The sequence below is a fragment of the Bradyrhizobium sp. HKCCYLRH2047 genome, from assembly GCF_051168175.1.
GTDB lineage: Bacteria > Pseudomonadota > Alphaproteobacteria > Rhizobiales > Xanthobacteraceae > Bradyrhizobium.
In genome coordinates, this window is the sequence record NZ_JBNPUM010000008.1 from 271,198 (window position 1) to 294,235 (window position 23,038).

Consider the following 23,038-nt stretch of genomic DNA (forward strand, 5'->3'; position numbering starts at 1 on the left):
CTCTCCCCGCTTGCGGCAGGGCGATCGCATATGGTTTTCCCGGGCGGACCTTTCATGGCCTCATGGTTCGAGACGCGTCGCAAGAGCGACGCTCCTCACCATGAGGATCAACAGCTTTGCGGCGGAGAAAGGCCCTCATCCTGAGGAGCCCGCCGAAGGCGGGCGTCTCGAAGGATGGTCGCGGAAAGACTGCGCGCCCGGCCTCTTTCACCATGTGCGATCGCCCTGCCCGCAAGGGGAGGGGAGTCGACCGCTGTTGCGGCGATAGCGGTCGGCCTCAAAACGTCCCCGCCACCGTCACCCGGAACGTCAGCGGCTCGATCGGGTGCAGGACGCGGTCCATGACGCCGGTCTGGCAGACCTGGGCCGGCACCCCTGTCGGCGCGTTGCCGTAGCACGCCTGGTACAGCTGGTCGGTCGGCAGCAGCGAGCCGTAGCCGTAGGAGATCTGGTTGGCCCTGGTGTTGAGCAGGTTCAGCACGTCGAGCTGGATGCGCCAGCCATTGGCGTCGCGGAAGCCGATGCGGCCGTTGAACACGCTGGTCGCGGTCGAGCGGAAATAGTTGTCCTCGGTCAGCGGCGTCGCGCCGAGATAGCGCCAGCGCAAGGACCCGAACCAGCCGGTCTTCTCGCCGAGCGTGATGCCGGCGGAGGCGATCATCGACGGCGCATTGGGGATGTAGTTGCCCGGCGCATTGCCGAGCTGGGCCTGCGGGTAGCCGGCGAGCGAGGCGTAGACCGCCGCCTGGTCGGCATTGTCACCGACGAAGCGGGCGTGGGTCATCGCCAGATCGGCGTCGATGTCGATCCAAGATGCCGGGCGATAGTGGTTGGTGAGCTCGAAGCCGTAGCGCCGGCTCGGCCGGCTCGCCTCGGTGTCGCCGGCGTCGCCGGAGAACAGGATCTCGGAATCCTGGTTGAGCATGAACACGCTCAGCGACGAATCGAGTCCCGGAATGATGCGCGTACGCACGCCGACCTCGGCGCCCTTGGTGCGTACCAGCAGCGGCGAGGAGGCGAGCTTGTTGGTCGGATCGGCGGGATCCTCGGTCGTGGTCGCGCCACGGGCGTCGTTGCTGTGCATGCCGTAGCCGGCGCCAAGGAAGAACTCGGTCTTGTCGAACGGCCCGATCACCATGCGGAACTTCGGGCTGCCGAGGCTGGCTGCGGCATCGCCGGTGTTGTTGCCATTGGTCAGCGAATACACGTGGGTCTGATAATAGTCGCCGCGATAGCCGACCGTGGTGCGCAGCCAGTCGGTCCAGCGCACCGTGTTTTCGACATACAGCCCGACGCTGCCTTCGCCGACCTTGTCGGCGCGAACGACGCCGGTGCTCAAGGGATCGATGTCGGAGAGCAGCACCCGCTGGCGGGTGTTGGTCAACGCCAGCGCGATGTCATCGTAGCGCGTCTGGACGCCGAACGTCGTCTCCATTGGCCGGCCGGCAAAGCTGCCGTTCAAGGTGCGCGATGCGTTGGCGCCGAGCATCAGCCGGTCGTCATGCTGGTGAAACTGGTCGCCGTAGGTCGGGTTGCTGAGCGCGTAGGTGAAGTTGTTGTAGAGATCGAGCTGGCTCTTCACCGCATAGGCGTTGGCCTTCCAGGAGCCGGCCTCGTCGGTGCCGGCGATGCGGCCCGACAGCGCGAAGCGGTTGGTCTTGCCGCCGTCGGTCGGGTCTTCGGAATCGTAGCGCCCGAGTGTTCCCGAGGTGATGGCGCGCTCCGGCACCTGGTCGGTCGAGGTCCAGCGGTTCGCATAGGCCATGCCGGTGATCGAGAAGCCGTCAGTCGCCGTGCCCTGCGAGTAGCGCACCAGGCTGTTCAGCTTCTTGGCGTCGTCGGGCGTGGTCCAGGGACCGTCATAGCGGCCGGCCTCGCCGGCGATCAGCAGATGGCCGTCGCCGACATGCACCGAGTCCATGCCGAAGAAGCGGCGATAGCCGAAGCTGCCGGCCGTCATCTGTGCGATCGCCTTCGGCACGCTGTCCACCAGGCCGATATGGACGCTGCCGACCGAGGCGAAATCGCCTTCGTCGGCGAAGTAGGGGCCCTTTCGGACGTCGACCCGGCCGATCGTCTCCGGCATCAGCCAGTTGAGATCGGCATAGCCCTGGCCATGCGCATGGGTGCGCATGTTCACCGGCACGTCATCGACGAACAACGCGAGATCGGTGCCGTGATCGAGATTATAGCCGCGCAGAAAATACTGGTTGGCTTTGCCTTCGCCGGAGTGCTGCGTGACGATCAGGCCGGGCACGGCTTCGAGCACCTCGCCGGGCCGCGTGGCTGGGCGGGCGTTGATCTCCTCGCCTGATATGACGACCTCGCTCGCCATGCCCTGCGGGTGCGGCGCACCGGAGCCGGCACTGGGCGTGCCGGATGGGGGCGTCGCTGCCGCGGCTGTCGCGGCCGGCGTCGCTCCGATGCGCGGGCGTAGTGCATCCGAAACCGGCCGCTGTGCCGTGCGTCGCGCCTGCGGCTTGGGCTTGGCGGTCCGTTTGGGCGCATCCACATCGACTGTCGGCAGCTCTGCGGGGGGCCGTTCCGGATGTGCCTGTGCCTGATGCGCCAAGGCCGCCATCAGCACGCCAACACTCGCCCCACACCACCGCATCGTCACGCCCCTAGAACTCGCCACAGGGCATGCATCATCAACTGCCGCGCGCCTTCGATGGCCCGCGACATGCTCGCTTGGATCGCCCCACTGTCGAATGTTAAAGAACGCTAAGGTGACACCGGTATGATGTCAACGTGAATACATCATACTCATGCGGTGGATAGGCGCTTGCCGCGCAGCTCAGGGAGACGGGACATGCAGCGCCTGACGATCACGATCGACGACGACCTGCTCGCCGAGGTCGACGCCTTCATGGCCCGGCGCGGCTACGACAACCGCTCGGAAGCGTTTCGCGATCTGCTGCGCAGCGGCCTCGAAACCGCCGATACCGGCGCCAGTGACGGCCGTTCCTGCATCGCGACCCTCAGCTACGTCTACGACCATGCCGCGCGCGAGCTGCCGAAGCGGCTGACCCAGGAGGCGCATGACCATTCCGGCCTCGCCCAGGCGACCCTGCACGTCCACATCGACCAGGAGAGCTGCCTCGAGGTCACCGTGCTCAAGGGCGAGCGCCGCGAGGTCAAGGCCTTCGCCGACCACGTCATCGCCGAACGCGGCGTCCGCCACGGCCACGTCGCGATGATGCCGATCGAGGCGGCGCATGATCATGGACACGCGCACAGCCATTCGCACAGCCACAGCAGCAGCCACAGTCATTCGCATTCCCAAGCGACGAAGAGCGGGAAGAAGTAGGAGCGGGTTCAGCGAGTTTCCTGGCGATCAGAACACCTGGGCGTCGGTGCCAACACCGCCAGTCCCAACGGGATCCATAACCACAAGGGGGAGTTCGAGGAACGATGGCCGCTCCATCCCGCCTAGCCACATCCGCCACGGCGTATGGATCCCGGGTCGGCGTCCGCCAACGCTGCCACGTTGGCGGCCTTGCCCGGGATGACACTGTTTATTTGGTGGCAGCGCGGGCAACCCGGGACGACGCGGAGTTTGGAGCGGACGGCCCTCCGCACCCTCCGCCGTCATGGCCGCGCAGGCGGGGATGCAGTAAGCCGCGGCCTATCGGCCCCATCACGTCCGCCTCGGCGTGCTGGATCGCCCGGTCAAGGCGGGGCGATGACGGCGCGTGTGTGGCGTGGCGCCCGCTCCATCGTCATTGCGAGGAGCGAAGCGACGAAGCAATCCAGAGTCGCGCGTGACGCCCTGGATTGCGTCGCTTCGCTCGCAATGACGCTGGAGCTACGTTCGCGAACTCCAGAAACGGCGTGCGCGTGGATACTGATTTCTTCAACCACATCAAGCTGATTTGCCCTGTCCAGTCCCACACTCAAAAATATTCTGCTTCCATTTTTCCGAATTTCATGGTTGTCTCCCTCCATCCCGCCTCGATCGAAGAGGGACGTTTCGCGGTCGTCACGAGCGTTGGAGGCGGGGAGCGGTGGCCTGTCGGCGCGCAGCGCGCTGGAATCGCGAGCGGACGAACGCGACCGACAGGACGGTGAAGTCGTATGGTCCTGGCGCCCCGATGCTGGCGTCAAGTTGGCGACGATGCGTGAGCATCGCGCTGATGACGGTGGCTACAAGCCCGGACACCGGGGAGAGTACGTATAAATCGTAAGCCCATCGCGCAGGGAGGGCCGGGTGATCTCGGCTGAACCTGTGGTACCTGCCGCCTGCATTTTTTTCCGCAGGCGGGCCACGGGCGCGGCCAGCGCCCGGCCTTCCCTGCACCCTCCGATCGATCAGAGGGTGATCCGATTGCAGAGCTCGGGCGTCACCAGCCGCGAGAAGGAGAGCGCATGTCTCATGCTGACATATCTCGGGCTGACATGTCTGGCGCCGATATCTGTCGTGCCGACATCGGCGCGCGCATGGATGCGGTCAGCGGCGTCTCAACTCTTGATGCTGTAGGTCGCGAGGAACATGCGGACAGCGCTCGCCACCACCTTGTGCGTCTCGTCGGGCGAGGGGGCGGGGGCTCCCTGAAAGATGAAGGGCAGGAACAGCGTCGCCTGGCACATCAGCTGGAATTGCGATGCGGCGAGGTGGCAATCGTCGATGGCGAGCTCCCCGGCATCGACGCGGGCCTGCAGATAGGCGGCGAGCCGGCCGATCGTGCCCTCGATGACGCAATCATAGTAGCGCCGTCCCACCTCAGGCATGCGTTCGGCGATCGCCATCACGGTGCGGATCGCCGATCCGCCGCCGGGGCGGCAGACGACCGCGATCCAGGCGGTGCCGAACTCGTACAGCACGGTCGCGGCATCGCGGGCGGGATCGAAGCTGAAGTTCGAGGCACCTCGATGCACGCTCTCTTCTTCGACGATCGCCTCGAACAGGCGGAACTTGTCGGCGAAGTAGACGTAGAGGGTGCCTTTGGAGACGCCGGCGACGCGCGCGATCTCGCCCATGCTGGCGCCGTCGAAACCCAGGTCCATGAACACTTTGCGGGCGCCCTGGAGGATCTGCCGGCGCTTCGAGGAATCGTCGTCCGACGTCGCATGGGTGGTGGTGTGGTCCGGCTCAATCATTGGTTTAGGCTGTTCCCGAAGATTTGGCCGGTGCCAACGTCACAAAAGCATCTGCGCGGATATGTTGCGGTAGCGAAGATATAGATTGACCGAACGGTTCGGTCAATGGTAGATGTGGATTGACCGAACGGTTCGGTCGGAATTTTCGGGGCCTGGGCGGCCCCGCTGTCATGGGTGGGAGTCTCTGATGGCCGCTGCGAGAGATCAGGCTGTACGGGCGCGCCGTCCGGACGCTGATGAGGCGCCGGAACAGACGAGTTCTGAGCCGGTCCGGCCGCAGGCCAGCGACACGGCGCAGCGCAAGCCTGCTGATGCCAAGCCGGCCGACCTGAAGGCCGACGTCAGCACCGAGGCTCCGCCCGAACGGCCCGCGCCGGCCGGCGCTCCCGCCGACGCGAAGCCGCAGGCCGTAGCCGCCGCGGCTCCGAAATCCGGCAAGCGCAAGCGGGTGCTGGCCAGCATCGGCGTGCTGCTCGCGCTCGCCGCCGCCGGCTATGCCACGCACTATTATCTGGTCGGCCGCTTCATGGTCTCGACCGACGATTCCTACGTCCGCGCCAACAACACCATGCTGGGCGCGCGCGTCTCCGGGCACATCCAGGAGATCGTGCCGCGGGACAATTCCGTGGTTCGCAAGGGCGACGTGATCTTCCGCATCGACGACGGCGACTACAAGATCGCGGTCGACGCCGCCCGCAGCAAGATCGCCACGCAGGAGGCGACCATCGCGCGCATCGGCCGCCAGGTCGCCGCGCAGCAGAGCGCCGCCGAGCAGGCGCAGGCCAATCTCACCTCATCCGAAGCCGCGATGAAGCGGGCCGGGCTCGACTATGAGCGCCAGCAGGCGCTGAGCAGCAAGGGTTTTGCCTCGCACGCGACCTTCGAGCAGTCGGAAGCCGCGCGCGACCAGGGCATGGCGGCGGTCCGCGCCGCCCGTGCCGCGTACGACGCCGCGCGCGACAATGTCGAGGTGACGAAGGCGCAGCAGGTGGAGGCCCAGGCGCAGCTCGCCGAGCTCAAGACATCGCTCGCCAAGGCCGAGCGCGATCTCGAATTCGCCACCGTGCGCGCGCCGGTCGACGGCACCTTCTCCAACCGCCTCGTCAACACCGGCGACTTCATCGCGGTCGGCCAGCGGCTCGGCAACGTCGTGCCGCTCGACGAGGTCTTCATCGACGCGAACTTCAAGGAAACCCAGCTCCGGCGCATCCGTCCGGGCCAGCCGGTCACGATCAAGGTCGACGCCTATGGCGCGCGCGGCTTCAAGGGCGTGGTCGACAGCATCTCGCCGGCCTCGGGCTCGGTGTTCACCCTGCTGCCGCCGGATAACGCCACCGGCAACTTCACCAAGATCGTGCAGCGCCTGCCCGTGCGCATCCGCGTGCCGAAGGATGTGGCGCGGCAGAACCTGCTGCGCGCCGGCATGTCGGTCTACGTCACCGTCGACACCACCGACGCCAAGGATGCCGACACCGACGCCGACCTCGACGCATCGGCGACGGTGCAGGGGAAGTAGTTGGACAGGGAAAGTATTTTGAACTGATGCGAGGGCACGAGCTGTCGCGTCATCGGAAGTCAGCTCCCTCCCTCCTTGTGGGGGAGGGCTGGGGAGGGGGGTACTCCGGGCGAGACCGCCGTTGTGGGCCCCCTCCCCCAGCCCCTCCCCACAAGGGGGAGGGGAGCGCACCGGGAATGCGGCGCGGTCCTCGATCCAAGCGGACTAACTGACCATGGCCACCGCCACCACAGCCAACCCCACCATGAGCGCGCCGGCGGCGCCGTCCGACCGCATCGCGCCGCGGCGTCTGATCGCGTTCCTGATCATGGTGTTCGGCATGTTCATGTCGATCCTGGACATCCAGATCGTGTCGGCGTCGCTGACCGAGATCCAGGCGGGTTTGTCGGCAAGCTCCAGCGAAGTGTCATGGGTGCAGACCGCCTATCTGATCGCCGAGGTGATCGCGATCCCGCTGTCCGGTTTCCTGTCGCGCGCGCTCGGCACGCGGCTGCTGTTCGCGATCTCGGCGGCGGGCTTCACCATCTCCAGCTTCCTGTGCGGCTTCGCCTCCTCGATCGAGCAGATGATCCTGTGGCGCGCGCTGCAGGGCTTCCTCGGCGCCGGCATGATTCCGACCGTGTTCGCCTCGGCCTACACGGTGTTTCCGCGCACCAAATTCCACATCGTCGGTCCGATCATCGGCCTCGTCGCCACGCTCGCGCCCACCGTGGGCCCGACCGTCGGCGGCTACATCACCGACGCGATGTCCTGGCACTGGCTGTTCTTCGTCAACATCCCGCCGGGCATCCTGATCACGATCGGCGTGCTGGCGCTGGTCGATTTCGACGAGCCGCATTTCGAGCTGCTCGACCGGTTCGACTGGTGGGGCCTGTTGTTCATGGCCGGCTTCCTCGGCTCGCTCGAATACGTGCTGGAGGAGGGGCCGCAATATGAATGGCTGCAGGACACCTCGGTCGCGATCTTCGCCGCGGTCTGCGCGGTCTCGGCGGTGTGCTTCTTCTGGCGGGTGCTCACGGCGGACGAGCCGATCGTCGACCTCTTCGCGTTCGGCAACCGCAACTTCGCGGTCGGCTGCCTGCTGCAATTCTGCATCGGCATCGGCCTCTATGGCCTGACCTACATCTATCCGCGCTATCTCGCCGAGGTCCGCGGCTACAGCGCGCTGATGATCGGCGAGACCATGTTCGTCTCCGGCGTCACCATGTTCCTGATGGCGCCGGTGGTCGGACGCCTGATGCTGAAGATCGACATGCGCCTGATGATCGCGTTCGGCCTCGTGATCTTCGCGATCGGCTCCTACCAGATGACCGGCATCACCCGCGACTACGATTTCTGGGAGCTGTTCCTGCCGCAGGTTCTGCGCGGCGTCGGCATGATGTTCGCGATGGTGCCGACCAACAACATCGCGCTCGGCACGCTCGCGCCCGACCGGGTCAAGAACGCCTCCGGCCTGTTCAACCTGATGCGCAATCTCGGCGGCGCCGTCGGCCTTGCCGTGATCAACCAGGTGCTGAACGATCGCACCGACCTGCACATCTCCCGCCTGCACGAGCGCGTCAACTGGGGCAACGCCACTGCGGTGGAGACGCTCAACATGCTGCAGCAGAAGCTGCAGGGCATGGGTGACTCGGCGCTGATGGCGATGAAGCAGCTCTCGCAGATCGTGCACCGCCAGGCCGTGGTGATGGGCTATGGCGATGCGTTCTTCATGCTGACCTGCTTCTACATCGCGCTGAGCTTCATGGTGATGCTGCTCAACAAGCCGAGCTCGCCGATGGCCGGCGGCGGCGACGCACATTGACGTGAGCGGCCCCGCGCGCGCCGCGGGTTGCCAAATCATACCCTCGATGGTATGGAACAAGAATTGTCGCTCGAACCGGGGAGATTTGCATGACCACATCGCATCTGCAGATCGCGTGCACCCGTTCGATGCCTGTCCTGGTGTTCGGCCGCTCGCTTTGAGCACCACCGCCTAACTTCCCAACGCCTGATTACTCATCCGCAGACCGCGCGCCGCGTCACGTCTGCATTATTTGGAGCCGGCTGGCGCTGCGCGCGCGGCCGGATGATGCCATGACCGTCGACGTCTCCGGCCTGAAGGCCGACAAGCGTCCCGCCGCCATCCGCGTCGTGATGCCGTTCGTGTTCCGCCACTGGCGGAAGCAGCCGCGCATGACCCTCGGCATTGCATGCGCGCTGCTGGGCGCCACCGCCGCCGACCTGTTCATGCCGGTGTTCTCCGGCAAGCTCGTCGATGCGCTGACGCTCGGCCCGGCAAACGGCGATGCGCGACATGCCGCGCTGGTGGCGTTCGCCGGCATCGTCGCGCTGGGCTTCGCCTCGATCGTGCTGCGATTGTCGGGCCTGCAACTGATCGTGCCGTTCACCCTGCGCATCATGTCCGACGTGGCGCGCGACGCCTTCGTGCGCGTGCAGCGGTTCTCGACCGACTGGCACGCCAACAGCTTCGCCGGCTCCACGGTGCGCAAGATCACCAGGGGCATGTGGGCGCTCGATCTCTACAACGACACCATCCTGCTGGCCCTGCTGCCGTCGCTGTCGGTGCTGCTGGGCTCGATGGTGCTGCTCGGCCTGCATTGGGGCGCGCTGGGTGGGGTCATCGCCGTCGGCGCGGTGCTGTACGTCGCGATGACGGTGGCGTTCTCGACCCGCTACATCGCGCCCGCGGCGCGCATCTCCAATGCCTGGGACACCAAGGTCGGCGGCACCCTGGCGGACGCGCTGAGCTGCAATGCGGTGGTGAAGTCGTTCGGCGCCGAGGCGCGCGAGGACTCCAGGCTGATGCGCGTCGTCAGCCGCTGGTCCCGGCGCGTCAACCGTACCTGGCTGCGCTACAACACCACGGCTGCGACGCAACTCGGCGTGCTCTTGTGCCTGCGCTCCTCGGTGATCGGCGGCGCCGTCCTGCTGTGGATGGCGGGCAGGGCCTCGCCGGGCGACGTCACCTATGTGCTGACCAGCTACTATGTGATCCATGCCTATCTGCGCGACGTCGGCATGCACATCAACAACTTGCAGCGTGCGGTCAACGACATGGACGAGCTGGTGGCGATCCATGGCGAGCCGATCGGCATCGTCGATGCCGCCGATGCCAGGCCGATCGCCGTGACGGGCGGCCACATCGTGTTTGATGCGGTGACGTTCCATTATGGCGGCCATCGTGCGCCGCTGTACGATCGGCTGTCGGTGGACATCCGGCCGGGCGAACGGATCGGCCTCGTCGGGCGCTCCGGCTCCGGCAAGACGACCTTCGTCAAGCTGGTACAGCGGCTGTACGACGTGAGCGGCGGCCGGATCCTGATCGACGGGCAGGACATCGCCCATGCGAAGCAGGACTCGCTGCGCAGCCAGATCGCGATCGTGCAGCAGGAGCCGATCCTGTTCCACCGCTCGCTGGCCGAGAACATCGCCTATGGCCGGCCGGGCGCCAGCCAGGCGGAGATCGAGCAGGCGGCGCGGCTTGCGAACGCGCATGAGTTCATCACGCGGCTGCCGAAGGGCTACGGTACGCTCGTCGGCGAGCGCGGCGTCAAGCTGTCGGGCGGCGAGCGGCAGCGGGTGGCGCTGGCGCGCGCGTTCCTGGCGGATGCGCGCGTGCTGATCCTGGACGAGGCGACCTCGAGCCTGGATTCGGAATCGGAGGCGCTGATCCAGGAGGCGATGGAGCGGCTGATGAAGGGCAGGACCGCGATCGTGATCGCGCATCGGCTGGCAACTGTGCGCAGCCTCGACCGCATCCTGGTGTTCGATCGTGGCCGCATCGTCGAGCAGGGCAGCCACGCCGCGCTGGTCGGCAAGCCTGGCGGACTCTATCGCAGCCTGTTCGAGCGGCAGGCCATCGAGTTCGGCCAGCTCTCGGCGGCGGGATAACACAAATGGTGAGGGGCCCGGCGCTGTCGGCGCCGAGCCCCTCATGAACATATCAGCCGGCCTGTAAGCCGGGTTCTGTAGGGCACCGCCACACTTGCGCATGACGATACGCGACGGCCATTCCTCTGGGATCGCGCTTGCGCGTGACCTCGGGCAACCTACCCGGACGGCGAGCCTGACATCGCTCCCGCGGACGTCATCGCCTGACACAAAGTGCCTGGGCGATTGTCTCCGCGTGGCCGTCCCTATTCGGTTTTGCTCCCGGTGGGGTTTACCATGCCGGTTCCGTTGCCGGCCCCGCGGTGCGCTCTTACCGCACCTTTTCACCCTTACTTGCCTCCCTCGCGGGAGGAAGCGGTTCGTTCTCTGTGGCACTGTCCCTGGGGTCGCCCCCGCCGGACGTTATCCGGCACCGCATGTCGATGGAGCCCGGACTTTCCTCCCCGGCGGCCTTTCGGCGCTTGCCGGAGCGGCCGTCCGGCCGACTGATGCGGCCTGAATGGGGCTTTCCGAGCAGCACGTCAAGCCATCGCCATGCCGGCGAAAAATATTATCCTTCGCGTGTCGTTCCATGTCGGCGCCGTTCGACTGGATGTCGGCGATCCAGCCGAACATGAGGAGCAAGTCCGATGCAGTATCTGTTGATGATCTATCTGAACGAGGTCGAATACGCGAAGATGGAGAAGGCGGCCGAAGGGAAGATGCTGGCGGAATATCAGGCCTTCACCCAGTCCATCATCTCGAGCGGCAACTACAAGGGCGGCGATCGGCTGCAGCCGACCACGACGTCGACCACCGTGCGGGTGCGGGACGGCAAGATCCTCACCACCGACGGTCCGTTCGCCGAGACCCGCGAGCAGCTCGGCGGCTACTACATGATCGAGGCCAAGAATCTCGACGAGGCGATCGGGATTGCCGCGCGGATTCCCGGCGCCCGGCTCGGCTCGATCGAGGTGCGGCCGGTCTGGCAATACAATCATTGAGACCGGTGCGGCTCGCTGCCGAGAAGGTCACCGATGACGCCCGATGCGATCGACAAGGTGTTCCGCGATGAGGCCGGCCGCGCACTCGCGACCTTGATCCGGCTCGTCGGTGACTTCGATCTGGCCGAGGACGTGCTGCAGGATGCGTTTGCTGCGGCGCTGCTCAAATGGCGGGGGTCCGACGCTCCCGCCAACCCGCGGGCGTGGCTGGTCAATGTCGCCCGCAACAAGGCCATCGATCGCATCCGGCGGCGGAGCAATTTTCGCGACAAGGAGGCGGAGATCGTTCATGCGATCGAGCGTGATGCCGCCAGCGACGACGCCGACGCGCCGGCCGATCTCGACGACGACATGCTGCGGCTGATCTTCATCTGCTGCCATCCGTCGTTCGCGCCGGAGGTCCAGGTCGCGCTGACGCTGCGCACGGTCTGCGGCCTCACCACCGCCGAGGTCGCCCGCGCTTTTGTCACCGGCGAGGAGGCGATGGCGCAGCGCCTGGTCCGCGCCAAGCAGAAGATCCGTCTCGCCGGCATTCCCTACGAGGTGCCGGGACGCGAGGCGCTCGAGGAGCGGCTGCGCGGCGTCCTGACCGTGATCTATCTGGTGTTCACCGAGGGCTATCTCGCGACCTCCGGCACGGAGCTGATTCGCGAGGATCTCGCGCGCGAGGCGATCCGGCTGGGTCGGCTGCTGCTTGGCTTGATGCCGGAGGCGCGCGACATCAAGGGCCTGCTCGCGTTGATGCTGCTGCACGATGCGCGGCGCGCCGGCCGAACCGATGCGGCGGGCGACATCGTCCTGCTGGAGGAGCAGGACCGCTCGCTGTGGAATCGCGAGCAGATCGCCGAAGGGCTGGGGCTGGTCGAACAGGCGCTGGGCATGAAGGGGCTGCCGCAGTCCTACACGGTCCAGGCGGCGATCGCCGCGCTTCATGCCCAGGCGTCCAGTTACGCTGAAACGGACTGGCGGCAGATCGTGGGCCTCTACGAGGTTCTGCTGCGGATCGCGCCTTCGCCTGTGATCGAGCTCAATCATGCAGCCGCTGTCTCGATGGTCGACGGCCCGGCGCGGGCGCTGGCGCTGGTCGATGCGCTGGCCGCCCGTGGCGGATTGAAGCAGTACGATCTGCTGCCGGCAGTGCGGGCGGACCTCCTGCGGCGGCTCGGCCGGCGCGACGAGGCAAGCGCAGCCTATCGCGAGGCGAGCGCAGCGACGCAGCTCGCGCCGCTCAGGCGTCTCTATGCACGCCGGCTCGGGGAGCTCGACGCGGAGGCCTGACGCGTCAGGCGCGCGGCGCCTGATCCTCGGCCGGAAGGCTCGTCAGCAGCGCATGCAGCGTCCACAAGGTCGAGCGGTCGGCGATGCCGTCGATCTTTTCGGGGCGGAAGTGTCGCTGGAACGCCGTGACCACATCCATGGTGATGCCGTCGAATTTGCCGGTGATCGGCACGCCATAGCCGTATTTGGCGAGCGCCTTCTGCAGGCCCTTGACGTCGTCGCCGATGCTGCCGAGCTTCAGCGTCTCGCCCTTGGTGATCGCCGCCGGCTGCACCCAATGGCCGACGCCGGAATTCGCCAGCGAATGCCACGGGAATTTCTCGCCCGGATCCTTCTTGCGCGCGGGCGCGACGTCGGAATGCCCGAGCACGCGATGCGCCGGGACGTTGCGGCGGAGCATGATGCCCCGGCACAGCGCGATCACCGCCGCGATCTGCCGCGGTGGGAAATCCGGATAGCCCCAATCGTGGCCGCGATTGACGATCTCGACGCCGATCGAGCAGGAATTGATGTCCTCCTCGCCGCCCCATGACGAGAGACCCGCGTGCCATGCGCGCAAGGCCTCCGGCACGCACTGGACGATGCGTCCGTCCTCGAGCACGACGTAATGCGCGGAGACCTCGCTGCCGGCGGTACACAGCTTGGTGATCGCCCCTTCGACATCCGGCATGCCGGTGTAGTGCAGAATGATCATGTCCGGCTGGCGCCCGCCCTTGCGCTCGCCGAAATTGGCCGACGGGATGACGTCGGAGGCGACCGACGAGTCCGGCGTAAAGACCGGCAGGTCGGCAACGCCTTTGGGGATCGGCAGCGCACGAGAACGCTTCGATTCCGGCTTGTCGGAGGGATTGGGCATGAACGACTCGAAGCGGACGGCGGCGGCGATGGCTCAAACCGGATATGGGCAGGCACTACTCTTTTACATGTCCCAGCCGCAATCGAAATCGCATGCGAGCCCTCGATATTGAGCCGACCGTTGTATCGCGACGGCACGTCCGCCGACCGGCGCGCCGGCTCTGCTTCGCACTCCAAGTGCCTAACATCCGCCATAGACCGTCAACGGTTTGTTAACGCTAAACGCCGTTACTGAGTGGTGAAGAGCCAAGCCGGCTTTCGGGACGGCAAGCCGCCACGATGCAAGGTCCTGCACGGCAGATTACGATCGAAACCGGTTCCGGGGCGCTCCGGCGCCGTGCGATCGCTGTCGGATCGAGGGTCTCGACGTGGCCGGATCGTGCTGCTGATGTCGTGACGGCTCCACGGATGACGGAGCGTCCCGAGAGATGGCTTGGCGAGTTGACGGGGCGCGAGGATCGAAGGCGCGATGGGCTCGCTGCCGACCAAAATCAGTCTGAAGCAACGGCGCGCTCGCGGAGCGGCCGCGTGAGTACGGCTGACCAGCGACACGTCCCGGTGCTCGGCCCCGAAGCGGTCGAGATGCTGGCGCCGCGCGACGGCGGAACCTACGTCGATGCGACCTTTGGCGCCGGCGGCTATACGCGCCTGATCCTGGCGACGGCGGGAACACGGGTCATAGGGATCGATCGCGACAGCACTGCAATCGCCGGCGGCGCTGGTCTCCTCGCCGAAGCGGGCGATCGCCTGAAACTGGTCGAGAACCGCTTCTCGGCATTGGCCGACATCTGTGCATCGCAAGGCCTCACGCATGTCGACGGCGTCGTGATGGATGTCGGCGTCTCCTCGATGCAGCTCGACTCCGCCGCGCGCGGCTTCTCGTTCAGGTTCGACGGCCCGCTCGACATGCGGATGGGCGGCACGGGACCGACGGCCGCCGATGTCGTCGCCCACGCTGCCGAGCGCGCTCTGGCCGACGTCATCTATATCTTTGGCGAAGAGCGGCACTCGCGCGCCGTGGCGCGGGCCATCGTGGCCGCGCGCAAGGAACAGCCGATCACGACGACGCGGCAGCTTGCCGACATCGTCGCGCGCGTGGTGAGATCCAAGCCTGGCGACATCCATCCGGCGACGCGCACGTTCCAGGCGTTGCGCATTCTCGTCAACGAGGAGCTGGACGAGCTCGAACAGGCGCTGTCGGCCGCGGAGCGCGTGTTGGCACCGGGCGGCCGGCTGGCGGTCGTCTCGTTCCATTCGCTCGAGGACCGCATCGTCAAGACGTTCCTCGCCGAGCGCAGCAGAACCGGCGGCGGCTCGCGCCATTTGCCCGAGATCGCGCAGGAGGCACCGAGCTTCCAGCTGCTCAACCGCAAGCCGGTCGTGGCCGCGGAAGCCGAGACCGAAGCCAATCCGCGGGCGCGGTCCGCCAAGCTGCGCGGTGCCGAGCGTACGGCCGCGCCGGCGCACGCTTCGGCATCTTCTTCGCCCTGGCCGCGCCTGGCCGATGTCCTGCGAGGAGGCTGACCGATGCGCCTCCTGCACCTCGTCGTGATTTGCTCGCTGATCTTCGCGGCGGCCTATGTCTATCGCATCAAGATGGACTCCACGGCACGGGTCGAGCGCGTGCTGCAATTGCGCGCCGAGATCCGCGAGCAGCGCGAGGCCATCGCAGTGTTGCGCGCGGAATGGGCCAAGCTCGACGCGCCGCTGCGGCTGCAAGGGCTGGTCGAGCGGCATCTGCCGCTGAAGCCGCTCAACGCCACGCAATACGACAGCCTGAAGAATCTGCCGGAGCGGCCCCCGCGATTTGCGCGACCGGACAATCCGGATCCGATCGGATCGATGATCGATGCGATCGACGCGATCAACGAAGAGCCCCCCGTGACCGGGTCAGTGCGTCGCCCGGAGGATCAGCAATGACCGATCAGCTTCGGCCCGACGTCAAGCCGCAGGAACCCTGGCGGCAACGTCTGGTGCGCACGCTGCTGTATGGGCGCGATGTCGATCGGACTGCCAAGGCGCGCGCGCGCGTCGGCCTCGCGATCATTGCCTTTGCCGCCGTCTACGCGGTGATCGGCGGCCGCCTCGTGATGTTCGCGATCGGCTCGGATGGTCCGAGCGCGCGGCGCGCCGCGCAGCAGGACGCCATCGCCACCGCGCGCCCCGATATCGTCGACCGCAACGGCGCCGTTCTCGCCACCGACGTGAAGACGCCGAGCCTGTTCGCCGAGCCGCGTCGCCTCATCGACAAGGACGAGGCGATCGAGCTACTGACGGCGACCTTGCCGGATCTCGATACGGGCGAGGTCCGCGACCGACTGATGTCGCGCAAGGGCTTCGTCTGGTTGAAGCGCGAGATGACGCCGAAGCAGCAGCAGGACATTCATCGCCTCGGCCTGCCGGGCATCGGCTTCCTGCGCGAGAACAAGCGTGTCTATCCGACCGGCAACGAGGTGGCGCATCTGATCGGCCTGGTGAACATCGACAACCAGGGCATCGCCGGCATGGAGAAGTGGCTCGACAATCAGGGCCTCGCCGACCTGCATCGCGCCGGCTTCGCCACCGACCGACTGCAGCGGCCGGTTGAACTGTCGGTCGACCTACGCGTCGAGCATGCGCTGCGCGACGAACTGCTCAAGGCCAAGGAGAAGTTCAAGACCAAGGCGGCCTCCGGTCTCGTCGTCAATGTCAGGACCGGCGAGATCATCGCCATGGTGTCGCTGCCGGATTTCGATCCCAACAACCCGAAGGAAGCGCACGATCCAGACCGGATCAACCGCCTCACCACGGGTGTCTACGAGATGGGCTCGACCTTCAAGGCGTTCACCCTCGCGATGGCGCTCGACACCGGCAAGTATGATCTCAACTCGCTGTGGGATGCGCGCGGGCCGCTGCACTACGGCAAGTTCGCCATTCACGACGACGAGCCGAAGGGCCGCTTCCTTACCATGAAGGAGGTGTTCACCTTCTCCTCCAACGTCGGCGCCGCCAGGATCGCTTTGACTCAGGGCGTCGAGGGCCACAAGGCATTCCTGCGCAAGATGGGCCAGTTCGACCGGTTGCGCACCGAGTTGCCGGAGAGTGCCTCGCCGATCCTGCCCAAGCGCTGGAGCGAATTGAACACGATCACGATCGCGTTTGGTCACGGCATGGCGGTGGCGCCGCTGCAGGGCGTGATGGGCGTCAGCGCGCTGGTCAATGGCGGCTATCTGATCCCGCCGACCTTCATGAAGCGCACCGAGGCGGAGGCGATGCAGGTCGCCAAGCGCGTGATCAAGCCGGAGACCTCCGAAAAGATGCGCTATCTGATGCGTCTGAACGCCGAGATCGGCACCGCGCGCAAGGCTGACGTGAAGGGCTACTACATCGGTGGCAAGACCGGCACCGCCGAGAAGGTGATCAACGGCCGCTACGCCAAGAAGAAGGTGCTGACCCTCTTCACCGCAGTGATCCCGGCGGACAAGCCAAAATACCAGCTGCTGATCATGCTGGACGAGCCGCAGCCGTTGAAGGAAACCTATGGCTTCATCACCTCGGGCTGGAACGCGGTGCCGACCGCCGGCAACGTGATCTCCCGGATCGGGCCGCTGCTGGGAATCGAGCCCCGGTTCGACCTGCCGCCGTCCGACCGCCAAATTCTTGCGGCATCGCGGCTGACACAGTAAGCCGTCGTCGAATCGCAGGCTTTGGAGCTGCCGCCATCCCCGGGCGGGGCCAGGACTGGCACGGAACCAGGATGAAACTTCACGACCTCCTGGGCGATCAGGCGACGCTCGACGCTCCCATCGCCGCAGTCGAGATATCCGGCCTCGCCGTCGACAGCCGCGCCGTGCGGCCCGGCGACCTGTTTTTTGCACTCTCCGGCACCAAGACCGATGGTTCCCGCTTCATCGCGGCGGCGATCGCGGCCGGCGCGGTTGCCGTAGCCGGTGGGGCGGGTCCTGGAACAGAGCTGGCCGTTCCATTCATCGCGCTGCCGAACCCGCGGCGGGCGCTCGCGCTGGCTGCGTCGCGGTTCTATCCGCGCCAGCCGGCAACGATTGCCGCCGTCACCGGCACCAGCGGCAAGACGTCGGTCGCCGCCTTCACGCGGCAGATCTGGCAGAAGCTCGGCCACAGCTCGGCCAGCATCGGGACCGTCGGGCTGGTGTCGGACAAGCGCACCGTCTACGGCTCGCTGACGACGCCCGATCCGATCGCGCTGCATCGGCAGATCGACGAGATCACGCAGGACGGCGTCACCCATCTGGCGTTCGAGGCCTCGTCGCACGGGCTCGATCAGTTCAGGCTCGACGGTGTCAGGGTCTCGGCCGGCGGGTTCACGAACCTGTCGCGCGACCACATGGACTATCATCCGGATATCACGCACTACCTCAACGCCAAGCTCAGGCTGTTCCGCGATCTCGTTCCGCCGGGCGGGCCTGCGGTGATCTCGGCCGATCATGAGTGCTCGCCGGAGGTCATCGCTGCGGCGCAGACGCGCGGTCTTCGCCTGATGACGGTGGGGACCCATGGCGATGGCGCGGGCGAGGGCATCCGTCTCGTGGCCGCTGCAATCGACGGCTTTGCGCAGCAGCTCCAGATCCAGCATTGCGGCCGCATGCATGCGGTCCGGCTGCCGCTGGTCGGCGCGTTTCAGATCGAGAATGCGCTGGTCGCAGCGGGCCTTGCGATCGGCACCGGCAGCGATCCGCAGGCCGTGTTCGAAGCGCTCGAGCAGCTCGAGGGCGCCAAGGGCCGGCTTGAGCTGGTCGGCGAGCACAATGGTGCGCCCATCTTCATCGACTACGCGCACAAGCCGGACGCGCTCGCCAAGGCGCTGCATGCACTGCGGCCCTATGCCGCCCGAAAACTCGTCGTCGTGTTCGGCGCCGGCGGCGACCGTGACACCGGCAAGCGTCCCTTGATGGGCGCGATCGCCGCCGAAGAGGCCGACAGCGTCATCATCACCGATGACAATCCGCGCAGCGAGGATCCGGCTGCGATCCGCGCCGCGATCCTGGCGGCCGTACCCGGGGCGCGCGAGATCGGCGACCGGGCGGAGGCGATCCGGGTCGCCATCGGCGAGCTGCAGCTCGGCGATGCGCTCGTGATCGCCGGCAAGGGCCATGAGACCGGACAGATCATCGGCAGCAATATTCTGCATTTCAGCGATCATGAAGCGGTCGCGGACGCGTTGGCATCGAGGACATCATGACGAAGGCGCTGTGGACCGTGGCAGAGGCGGCGCGCGCGCTCGGCCTCACCGGCGACTATCCGGAGACTCGAATCGACTTCGTCACGCAGGACAGCCGCGCGGTGAAGCCCGGCAGCCTGTTCGTGGCGCTGAGCGGCACGCCGAGTGGCGGCTTCGTGTCGAGCTTTGCCTCCAGCCGCGATGGCTGGGAGTTTGCGGCGAACGCCGAAGCGGCTGGCGCGGTGGCGATGATCGTGCCGCACAGGATCGATGGCGTCACCGTGCCGCAGCTCGTGGTGCCGGACACGCTGATCGATGGGCTGTGGGCGCTGGCGCGCGCCGCGCGGGCGCGCTTCCACGGCCCGGTGATCGGGTTGACCGGCAGCGCCGGCAAGACCTCGACCAAGGAATTCATCGCCGCCTATCCCGGCGCGTCCGCGAGTCCGTCCAGCTTCAACAATTTCTGGGGCGTGCCGCTGACGCTGTGCAACGCCGATCCCTCCGCTTCGGTCTGGGTCGTCGAGATGGGCATGAACCAGACAGGCGAGATCGCGCGGTTGACGGAGCTGTCGCAGCCGACGGTGGCGCTGGTCGTCAACGTCCAGCCGGTGCATCTGGAGAAGCTCGGCAGCCTGGAAGCGATCAGGAAAGAGAAGGTCTCGATCGCGCGCGGTCTGCCAGCCGATGGCGTCCTCGTGCTTCCCTCAGATCTCGCGGCGCCGGAATGGACGGGCAAACTGATCCGCTTCGGCGGCGATGCGGAGGTGCGCGAGCTCTCGCACAACTCGCGCGGCGAAGCCTGGGATGTGATCGCCGATGTCGCCGGTCGTCGCGTCGCATTCGCGCTGACGCCCGGTGCGCCGCATCGCCTGCACAATGCGCTGGCGGCGCTGGCCTCGATCGCAGCGGCCGGGCTCGATCCGGCGCTGCTCGCGCCGACGCTCGGCCATGTCGGCATCATGACGGGCCGTGGCGTCGAGCAGACCGTCGGCGACATCGTTCTCATCGACGACAGCTTCAACGGCAATCCGGCCAGCATGGCGGCAGCGCTCGACAGTCTGCAGGCGCGACCGGTGCGGGGGCGGCGCATCGCCGTGATTGGCGACATGCTCGAGCTCGGCGCCGAGGCGCCGGCCTATCATCAGGGGATGGTGGCTCATCTCGCCGGGGTCGATGGCGTCTATTGCGTCGGTCCGCTGATGCGTCACCTGTTCGACAGCCTGCCGCACGCAAAGCGGCTCGGCTGGCACGAGGATCCGGTGACGCTGGATCCCGGCCGGGTCGCGGCGCTGCTGGCGCCGGGCGACGTCGTCGTCATCAAGGGCAGCAAGAAGATCTTCTGGGTCAACAAGTTCGTGTCGAAGCTCGCCGCGGCGCTGCAGCGGCCCGCTTGAAAATCGGGCGATATCGCGGCGCGGCAGAACGATATTTTCCACTGGCGGTCGAAGCGATCGTGCCGGACGGGTCTTTCCGCCGGCCTATGATTCGCACCCGGCCCCGATCATGGTTAAAAGAGGCTGGACCGGATTCGCGAGCGAATCCGTGTTCGCGGTCTCGGTGAGGCGGCATAGGCGGGTTGGATGTTCTACTGGTTGATCGAGCTGACGAATACGTTTCCGAGCCTGTCCGTGTTTCGCGGATTGCTGAACGTGTTCCGCTACATCACGTTCCGTACGGGCGGCGCGGTCGTCACCGGGGCGCTGTTCGTGTTCCTGTTCGGGCCGTGGATCATCGATCATCTGCGCCTGCGCCAGGGCAAGGGCCAGCCGATCCGCACCGACGGCCCGCAATCGCACATCATCAGCAAGAAGGGCACGCCCACGATGGGCGGCCTGATGATCCTGTCGGGCCTCGTCGTCTCCACCGTGCTGTGGGCCAATCCGCTCAACCCCTACGTCTGGATCGTGCTCGCGGTGACGCTCGGCTTCGGCTTCGTCGGCTTCTATGACGACTATCTGAAGGTGACCAAACAGTCGCATTCCGGCTTTGCCGGCAGACTGCGTCTGCTGATCGAGGCTGCGATCGCGCTGGTCGCCTGTTATGCGCTGGTGCGGCTCGGGCGCGATCCGTCCGCGACCGGGCTTGCCATTCCGTTCTTCAAGGAACTCGTCATCAAGTTCGGCTGGCTCTACGTCATCTTCGGCGCGTTCGTCATCGTCGGCGCCGGCAATGCCGTCAACCTGACCGATGGACTCGACGGCCTGGCCATTGTCCCGGTGATGATCGCCTCCGCCAGCTTCGGTCTGATCGCCTATCTCGCCGGCAACGCGGTGTTTTCCGATTACCTGCAGATCCATTATGTCGCGGGCACTGGCGAGCTTGCCGTGCTGTGCGGCGCGGTGCTCGGCGCGGGCCTCGGCTTCCTCTGGTTCAACGCCCCGCCGGCGTCGATCTTCATGGGTGACACCGGCTCGCTGGCCCTCGGCGGCATGCTCGGATCGATCGCGGTCGCGGTGAAGCACGAGATCGTGCTGGCGGTCATCGGCGGCCTGTTCGTGCTGGAGGCCGTGTCGGTGATCGTGCAGGTGGCCTCGTTCAAGCTGACCGGCAAGCGCATCTTCAAGATGGCGCCGATCCACCATCATTTCGAGCAGCTCGGCTGGACCGAGCCGCAGATCGTGATCCGGTTCTGGATCATCTCGGTGATGCTGGCCCTGGTCGGTCTCTCGACCTTGAAGCTGCGCTGACATGATCCCCGTTACCTCATTTGCCGGCAAGACCGTCGCCGTCTTCGGGCTCGGCGGCTCGGGGCTGGCCTCCTGTCATGCTCTGCGGGCCGGCGGGGCCGAAGTGATCGCGGCCGACGACGGCGCCGATCGGATGACGGAAGCGGCGAAGGCAGGCTTCATCACCGCCGATCTGCGCACCGTCTCCTGGGCGAACTTCGCCGCGCTGGTGCTGGCGCCCGGCGTGCCGCTGACCCATCCGGTCCCGCATTGGAGCGTGTTGAAGGCGCGCGAGGCCGGGGTCGAGGTGATCGGCGACATCGAGCTGTTCTGCCGCGAGCGCAGGCGGCACGCGCCGGATGCGCCATTCGTCGCGATCACCGGTACCAATGGCAAGTCGACCACGACGGCGCTGATCGCGCATCTGATGCGCGTCGCCGGCTACGATACCCAGATGGGCGGCAATATCGGCACCGCGATCCTGTCGCTGGAGCCGCCGCGGATGGGCCGCGTCCACGTGATCGAGATGTCGTCCTACCAGATCGATCTGACGCCGTCGCTCGATCCGAGCGTCGGCATCCTGCTCAATGTCAGCGAGGACCATATCGACCGCCACGGCACGATCGAGAACTATGCGGCGGTGAAGGAGCGGCTGGTGGCGGGTGTCCAGTCCAAAGGCACTGCGATCGTCGGTGTCGACGACGGTTTTTCGCGGGCGATCGCCGATCGGCTCGACCGGGGCGGCAAGCGCGTCGTGCGCATCTCGGTGAAGAACCCGCTGGCGGATGGGCTGTACGTCGAGCACGAGACGATCGTGCGCAGCGCGGGTGGCGCGCGCAGCGAGGTCGCACGTCTCGGTGGCATCGGCTCGCTGCGCGGTCAACACAACGCCCAGAACGCCGCCTGCGCCGCCGCTGCCGCGCTCGCGATCGGGGTCAGGGAGGATGTGCTGCAGCAGGGGCTGCGCAGCTTCCCAGGTCTGGCGCACCGCATGGAGCAGGTCGGCCGCCGCGGCAACGTGCTGTTCGTGAACGACTCCAAGGGCACCAACGCAGATGCGACCGCGCATGCGCTGTCGTCCTTTGCCGACATCTTCTGGATCGCCGGGGGCAAGCCCAAGGCGGGCGGCATCACCAGCCTCGCCGGCTTCTTCCCGCGCATTCGCAAGGCCTATCTGATCGGCGAGGCGGCTTCCGAGTTCGCCGGAACGCTTGGCGACAAGGTGCCGCACGAGATGTCCGGCACGCTGGAGGTCGCGGTCGCGCAGGCTGCCGCCGATGCGGAGGCCTCGGGATTAAAGGATGCCGTCGTGCTGCTGTCGCCGGCCTGCGCTTCCTTCGATCAGTTCCGCAACTTCGAAATCCGCGGCACGCATTTCCGCGACCTGGTGCAGGCGCTGCCGGGTGTGGAGCGGGTTGTCTAGGCCGCAAACACCGCTGTCGTCCCGGCGAACGCCGGGACCCATACCCGCAGGGAGCAGCTTGAGGCACGCCGGCCATTGGCTCTTTGCCCATCACGACGGCTACGGCGTATGGGTCCCGGATCGGCGCCGCGACGCGCTGGCGCGCGC

16 protein-coding genes and 1 other RNA gene are annotated in these 23,038 nt (G+C 66.6%); 13 read left to right on the forward strand and 4 right to left on the reverse strand.

Annotation, left to right across the window (positions count from 1 at the left end):
* Nucleotides 1–277: 277 nt before the first annotated feature.
* Nucleotides 278–2,581, reverse strand: coding sequence for a TonB-dependent receptor (locus ACQR1D_RS20660; RefSeq protein ID WP_434839439.1), 2,304 nt, complete (start codon nt 2,579–2,581; stop codon nt 278–280).
* 231 nt (nt 2,582–2,812) lie between these two features.
* Here ACQR1D_RS20660 and nikR point away from each other — a divergent pair, with 231 nt between their 5' ends.
* Nucleotides 2,813–3,310, forward strand: a complete 498-nt coding sequence (gene nikR, locus ACQR1D_RS20665) for a nickel-responsive transcriptional regulator NikR (protein WP_434839316.1) — start codon at nt 2,813–2,815, stop codon at nt 3,308–3,310.
* Nucleotides 3,311–4,461: 1,151 nt separating this feature from the next.
* Here nikR and ACQR1D_RS20670 read toward each other — a convergent pair.
* Nucleotides 4,462–5,100 (reverse strand): TetR/AcrR family transcriptional regulator, encoded by a 639-nt coding sequence (locus ACQR1D_RS20670; RefSeq protein ID WP_315802102.1) that lies wholly within the window; start codon nt 5,098–5,100, stop codon nt 4,462–4,464.
* A gap of 187 nt (nt 5,101–5,287) precedes the next feature.
* On the opposite strand from ACQR1D_RS20670, the gene ACQR1D_RS20675 reads away from it, so the two are divergent.
* The 3 genes from ACQR1D_RS20675 to ACQR1D_RS20685 all read left to right on the forward strand — a co-directional run bounded on the left by ACQR1D_RS20675 (nt 5,288) and on the right by ACQR1D_RS20685 (nt 10,510).
* The gene (locus ACQR1D_RS20675) at nt 5,288–6,616 is read left to right on the forward strand and encodes an HlyD family efflux transporter periplasmic adaptor subunit (RefSeq protein WP_434839315.1); all 1,329 of its coding nucleotides are present in this window, start codon (nt 5,288–5,290) and stop codon (nt 6,614–6,616) included.
* 214 nt (nt 6,617–6,830) lie between these two features.
* Complete coding sequence (locus tag ACQR1D_RS20680) at nt 6,831–8,420, forward strand: DHA2 family efflux MFS transporter permease subunit (protein ID WP_315802104.1); 1,590 nt, start codon at nt 6,831–6,833, stop codon at nt 8,418–8,420.
* Between the two features lie 272 nt (nt 8,421–8,692).
* Nucleotides 8,693–10,510, forward strand: coding sequence for an ABC transporter ATP-binding protein (locus ACQR1D_RS20685; protein ID WP_316217733.1), 1,818 nt, complete (start codon nt 8,693–8,695; stop codon nt 10,508–10,510).
* Nucleotides 10,511–10,558: 48 nt separating this feature from the next.
* On the opposite strand, the gene rnpB is transcribed toward ACQR1D_RS20685, so the two are convergent.
* An RNA gene (gene rnpB, locus ACQR1D_RS20690) (RNase P RNA component class A) lies at nt 10,559–10,999 on the reverse strand.
* Nucleotides 11,000–11,139: 140 nt separating this feature from the next.
* On the opposite strand from rnpB, the gene ACQR1D_RS20695 reads away from it, so the two are divergent.
* Complete coding sequence (locus ACQR1D_RS20695; protein WP_315802106.1) at nt 11,140–11,493, forward strand: YciI family protein; 354 nt, start codon at nt 11,140–11,142, stop codon at nt 11,491–11,493.
* Nucleotides 11,494–11,526: 33 nt separating this feature from the next.
* Nucleotides 11,527–12,771 carry an RNA polymerase sigma factor gene (locus ACQR1D_RS20700; RefSeq protein WP_316217732.1) on the forward strand — a complete coding sequence of 415 codons (1,245 nt, stop codon included), beginning with the start codon at nt 11,527–11,529 and terminating at the stop codon, nt 12,769–12,771.
* A gap of 4 nt (nt 12,772–12,775) precedes the next feature.
* Here the strand turns inward: ACQR1D_RS20700 and ACQR1D_RS20705 are convergent, their stop codons facing one another.
* Nucleotides 12,776–13,627 carry an N-acetylmuramoyl-L-alanine amidase gene (locus tag ACQR1D_RS20705; RefSeq protein WP_315802108.1) on the reverse strand — a complete coding sequence of 284 codons (852 nt, stop codon included), beginning with the start codon at nt 13,625–13,627 and terminating at the stop codon, nt 12,776–12,778.
* Between the two features lie 527 nt (nt 13,628–14,154).
* Here ACQR1D_RS20705 and rsmH point away from each other — a divergent pair.
* The 7 genes from rsmH (at nt 14,155) to murD (ending at nt 22,891) form a co-directional block, all read left to right on the forward strand.
* Nucleotides 14,155–15,150 carry a 16S rRNA (cytosine(1402)-N(4))-methyltransferase RsmH gene (gene rsmH, locus ACQR1D_RS20710; RefSeq protein WP_315802109.1) on the forward strand — a complete coding sequence of 332 codons (996 nt, stop codon included), beginning with the start codon at nt 14,155–14,157 and terminating at the stop codon, nt 15,148–15,150.
* A 3-nt stretch (nt 15,151–15,153) separates the two neighbouring features.
* Nucleotides 15,154–15,546: a cell division protein FtsL gene (gene ftsL / locus ACQR1D_RS20715; RefSeq protein WP_315713444.1), complete on the forward strand. Its 393-nt coding sequence runs from the start codon at nt 15,154–15,156 to the stop codon at nt 15,544–15,546.
* Nucleotides 15,543–17,291, forward strand: a complete 1,749-nt coding sequence (locus tag ACQR1D_RS20720; RefSeq protein WP_315802110.1) for a peptidoglycan D,D-transpeptidase FtsI family protein — start codon at nt 15,543–15,545, stop codon at nt 17,289–17,291. The genes ftsL and ACQR1D_RS20720 overlap by 4 nt, the downstream gene beginning before the upstream one ends.
* Nucleotides 17,292–17,362: 71 nt before the next feature.
* On the forward strand, nt 17,363–18,823 hold the full coding sequence (locus ACQR1D_RS20725; RefSeq protein WP_315802111.1) for a UDP-N-acetylmuramoyl-L-alanyl-D-glutamate--2,6-diaminopimelate ligase: 1,461 nt from the start codon (nt 17,363–17,365) through the stop codon (nt 18,821–18,823).
* Nucleotides 18,820–20,196 (forward strand): UDP-N-acetylmuramoyl-tripeptide--D-alanyl-D-alanine ligase, encoded by a 1,377-nt coding sequence (locus ACQR1D_RS20730; protein WP_434848480.1) that lies wholly within the window; start codon nt 18,820–18,822, stop codon nt 20,194–20,196. Before ACQR1D_RS20725 ends, ACQR1D_RS20730 begins: the two co-directional genes overlap by 4 nt.
* Before the next feature lie 186 nt (nt 20,197–20,382).
* Complete coding sequence (mraY, locus tag ACQR1D_RS20735) at nt 20,383–21,489, forward strand: phospho-N-acetylmuramoyl-pentapeptide-transferase (protein WP_315802113.1); 1,107 nt, start codon at nt 20,383–20,385, stop codon at nt 21,487–21,489.
* 1 nt (nt 21,490) lies between these two features.
* Nucleotides 21,491–22,891 carry a UDP-N-acetylmuramoyl-L-alanine--D-glutamate ligase gene (murD, locus tag ACQR1D_RS20740; protein WP_434893995.1) on the forward strand — a complete coding sequence of 467 codons (1,401 nt, stop codon included), beginning with the start codon at nt 21,491–21,493 and terminating at the stop codon, nt 22,889–22,891.
* Nucleotides 22,892–23,038: the final 147 nt, after the last annotated feature.

Bases quoted from the DNA above. Each gene is read 5' to 3' on its own strand.
- ACQR1D_RS20660 (WP_434839439.1), bottom strand. From the start codon at position 2,581: ATGGCGGCCTTGGCGCATCAGGCACAGGCACATCCGGAACGGCCCCCC.
- nikR (WP_434839316.1), top strand. From the start codon at position 2,813: ATGCAGCGCCTGACGATCACGATCGACGACGACCTGCTCGCCGAGGTC.
- ACQR1D_RS20670 (WP_315802102.1), bottom strand. From the start codon at position 5,100: ATGATTGAGCCGGACCACACCACCACCCATGCGACGTCGGACGACGAT.
- ACQR1D_RS20675 (WP_434839315.1), top strand. From the start codon at position 5,288: ATGGCCGCTGCGAGAGATCAGGCTGTACGGGCGCGCCGTCCGGACGCT.
- ACQR1D_RS20680 (WP_315802104.1), top strand. From the start codon at position 6,831: ATGGCCACCGCCACCACAGCCAACCCCACCATGAGCGCGCCGGCGGCG.
- ACQR1D_RS20685 (WP_316217733.1), top strand. From the start codon at position 8,693: ATGACCGTCGACGTCTCCGGCCTGAAGGCCGACAAGCGTCCCGCCGCC.
- ACQR1D_RS20695 (WP_315802106.1), top strand. From the start codon at position 11,140: ATGCAGTATCTGTTGATGATCTATCTGAACGAGGTCGAATACGCGAAG.
- ACQR1D_RS20700 (WP_316217732.1), top strand. From the start codon at position 11,527: ATGACGCCCGATGCGATCGACAAGGTGTTCCGCGATGAGGCCGGCCGC.
- ACQR1D_RS20705 (WP_315802108.1), bottom strand. From the start codon at position 13,627: ATGCCCAATCCCTCCGACAAGCCGGAATCGAAGCGTTCTCGTGCGCTG.
- ftsL (WP_315713444.1), top strand. From the start codon at position 15,154: ATGCGCCTCCTGCACCTCGTCGTGATTTGCTCGCTGATCTTCGCGGCG.
- ACQR1D_RS20720 (WP_315802110.1), top strand. From the start codon at position 15,543: ATGACCGATCAGCTTCGGCCCGACGTCAAGCCGCAGGAACCCTGGCGG.
- ACQR1D_RS20725 (WP_315802111.1), top strand. From the start codon at position 17,363: ATGAAACTTCACGACCTCCTGGGCGATCAGGCGACGCTCGACGCTCCC.
- ACQR1D_RS20730 (WP_434848480.1), top strand. From the start codon at position 18,820: ATGACGAAGGCGCTGTGGACCGTGGCAGAGGCGGCGCGCGCGCTCGGC.
- mraY (WP_315802113.1), top strand. From the start codon at position 20,383: ATGTTCTACTGGTTGATCGAGCTGACGAATACGTTTCCGAGCCTGTCC.
- murD (WP_434893995.1), top strand. From the start codon at position 21,491: ATGATCCCCGTTACCTCATTTGCCGGCAAGACCGTCGCCGTCTTCGGG.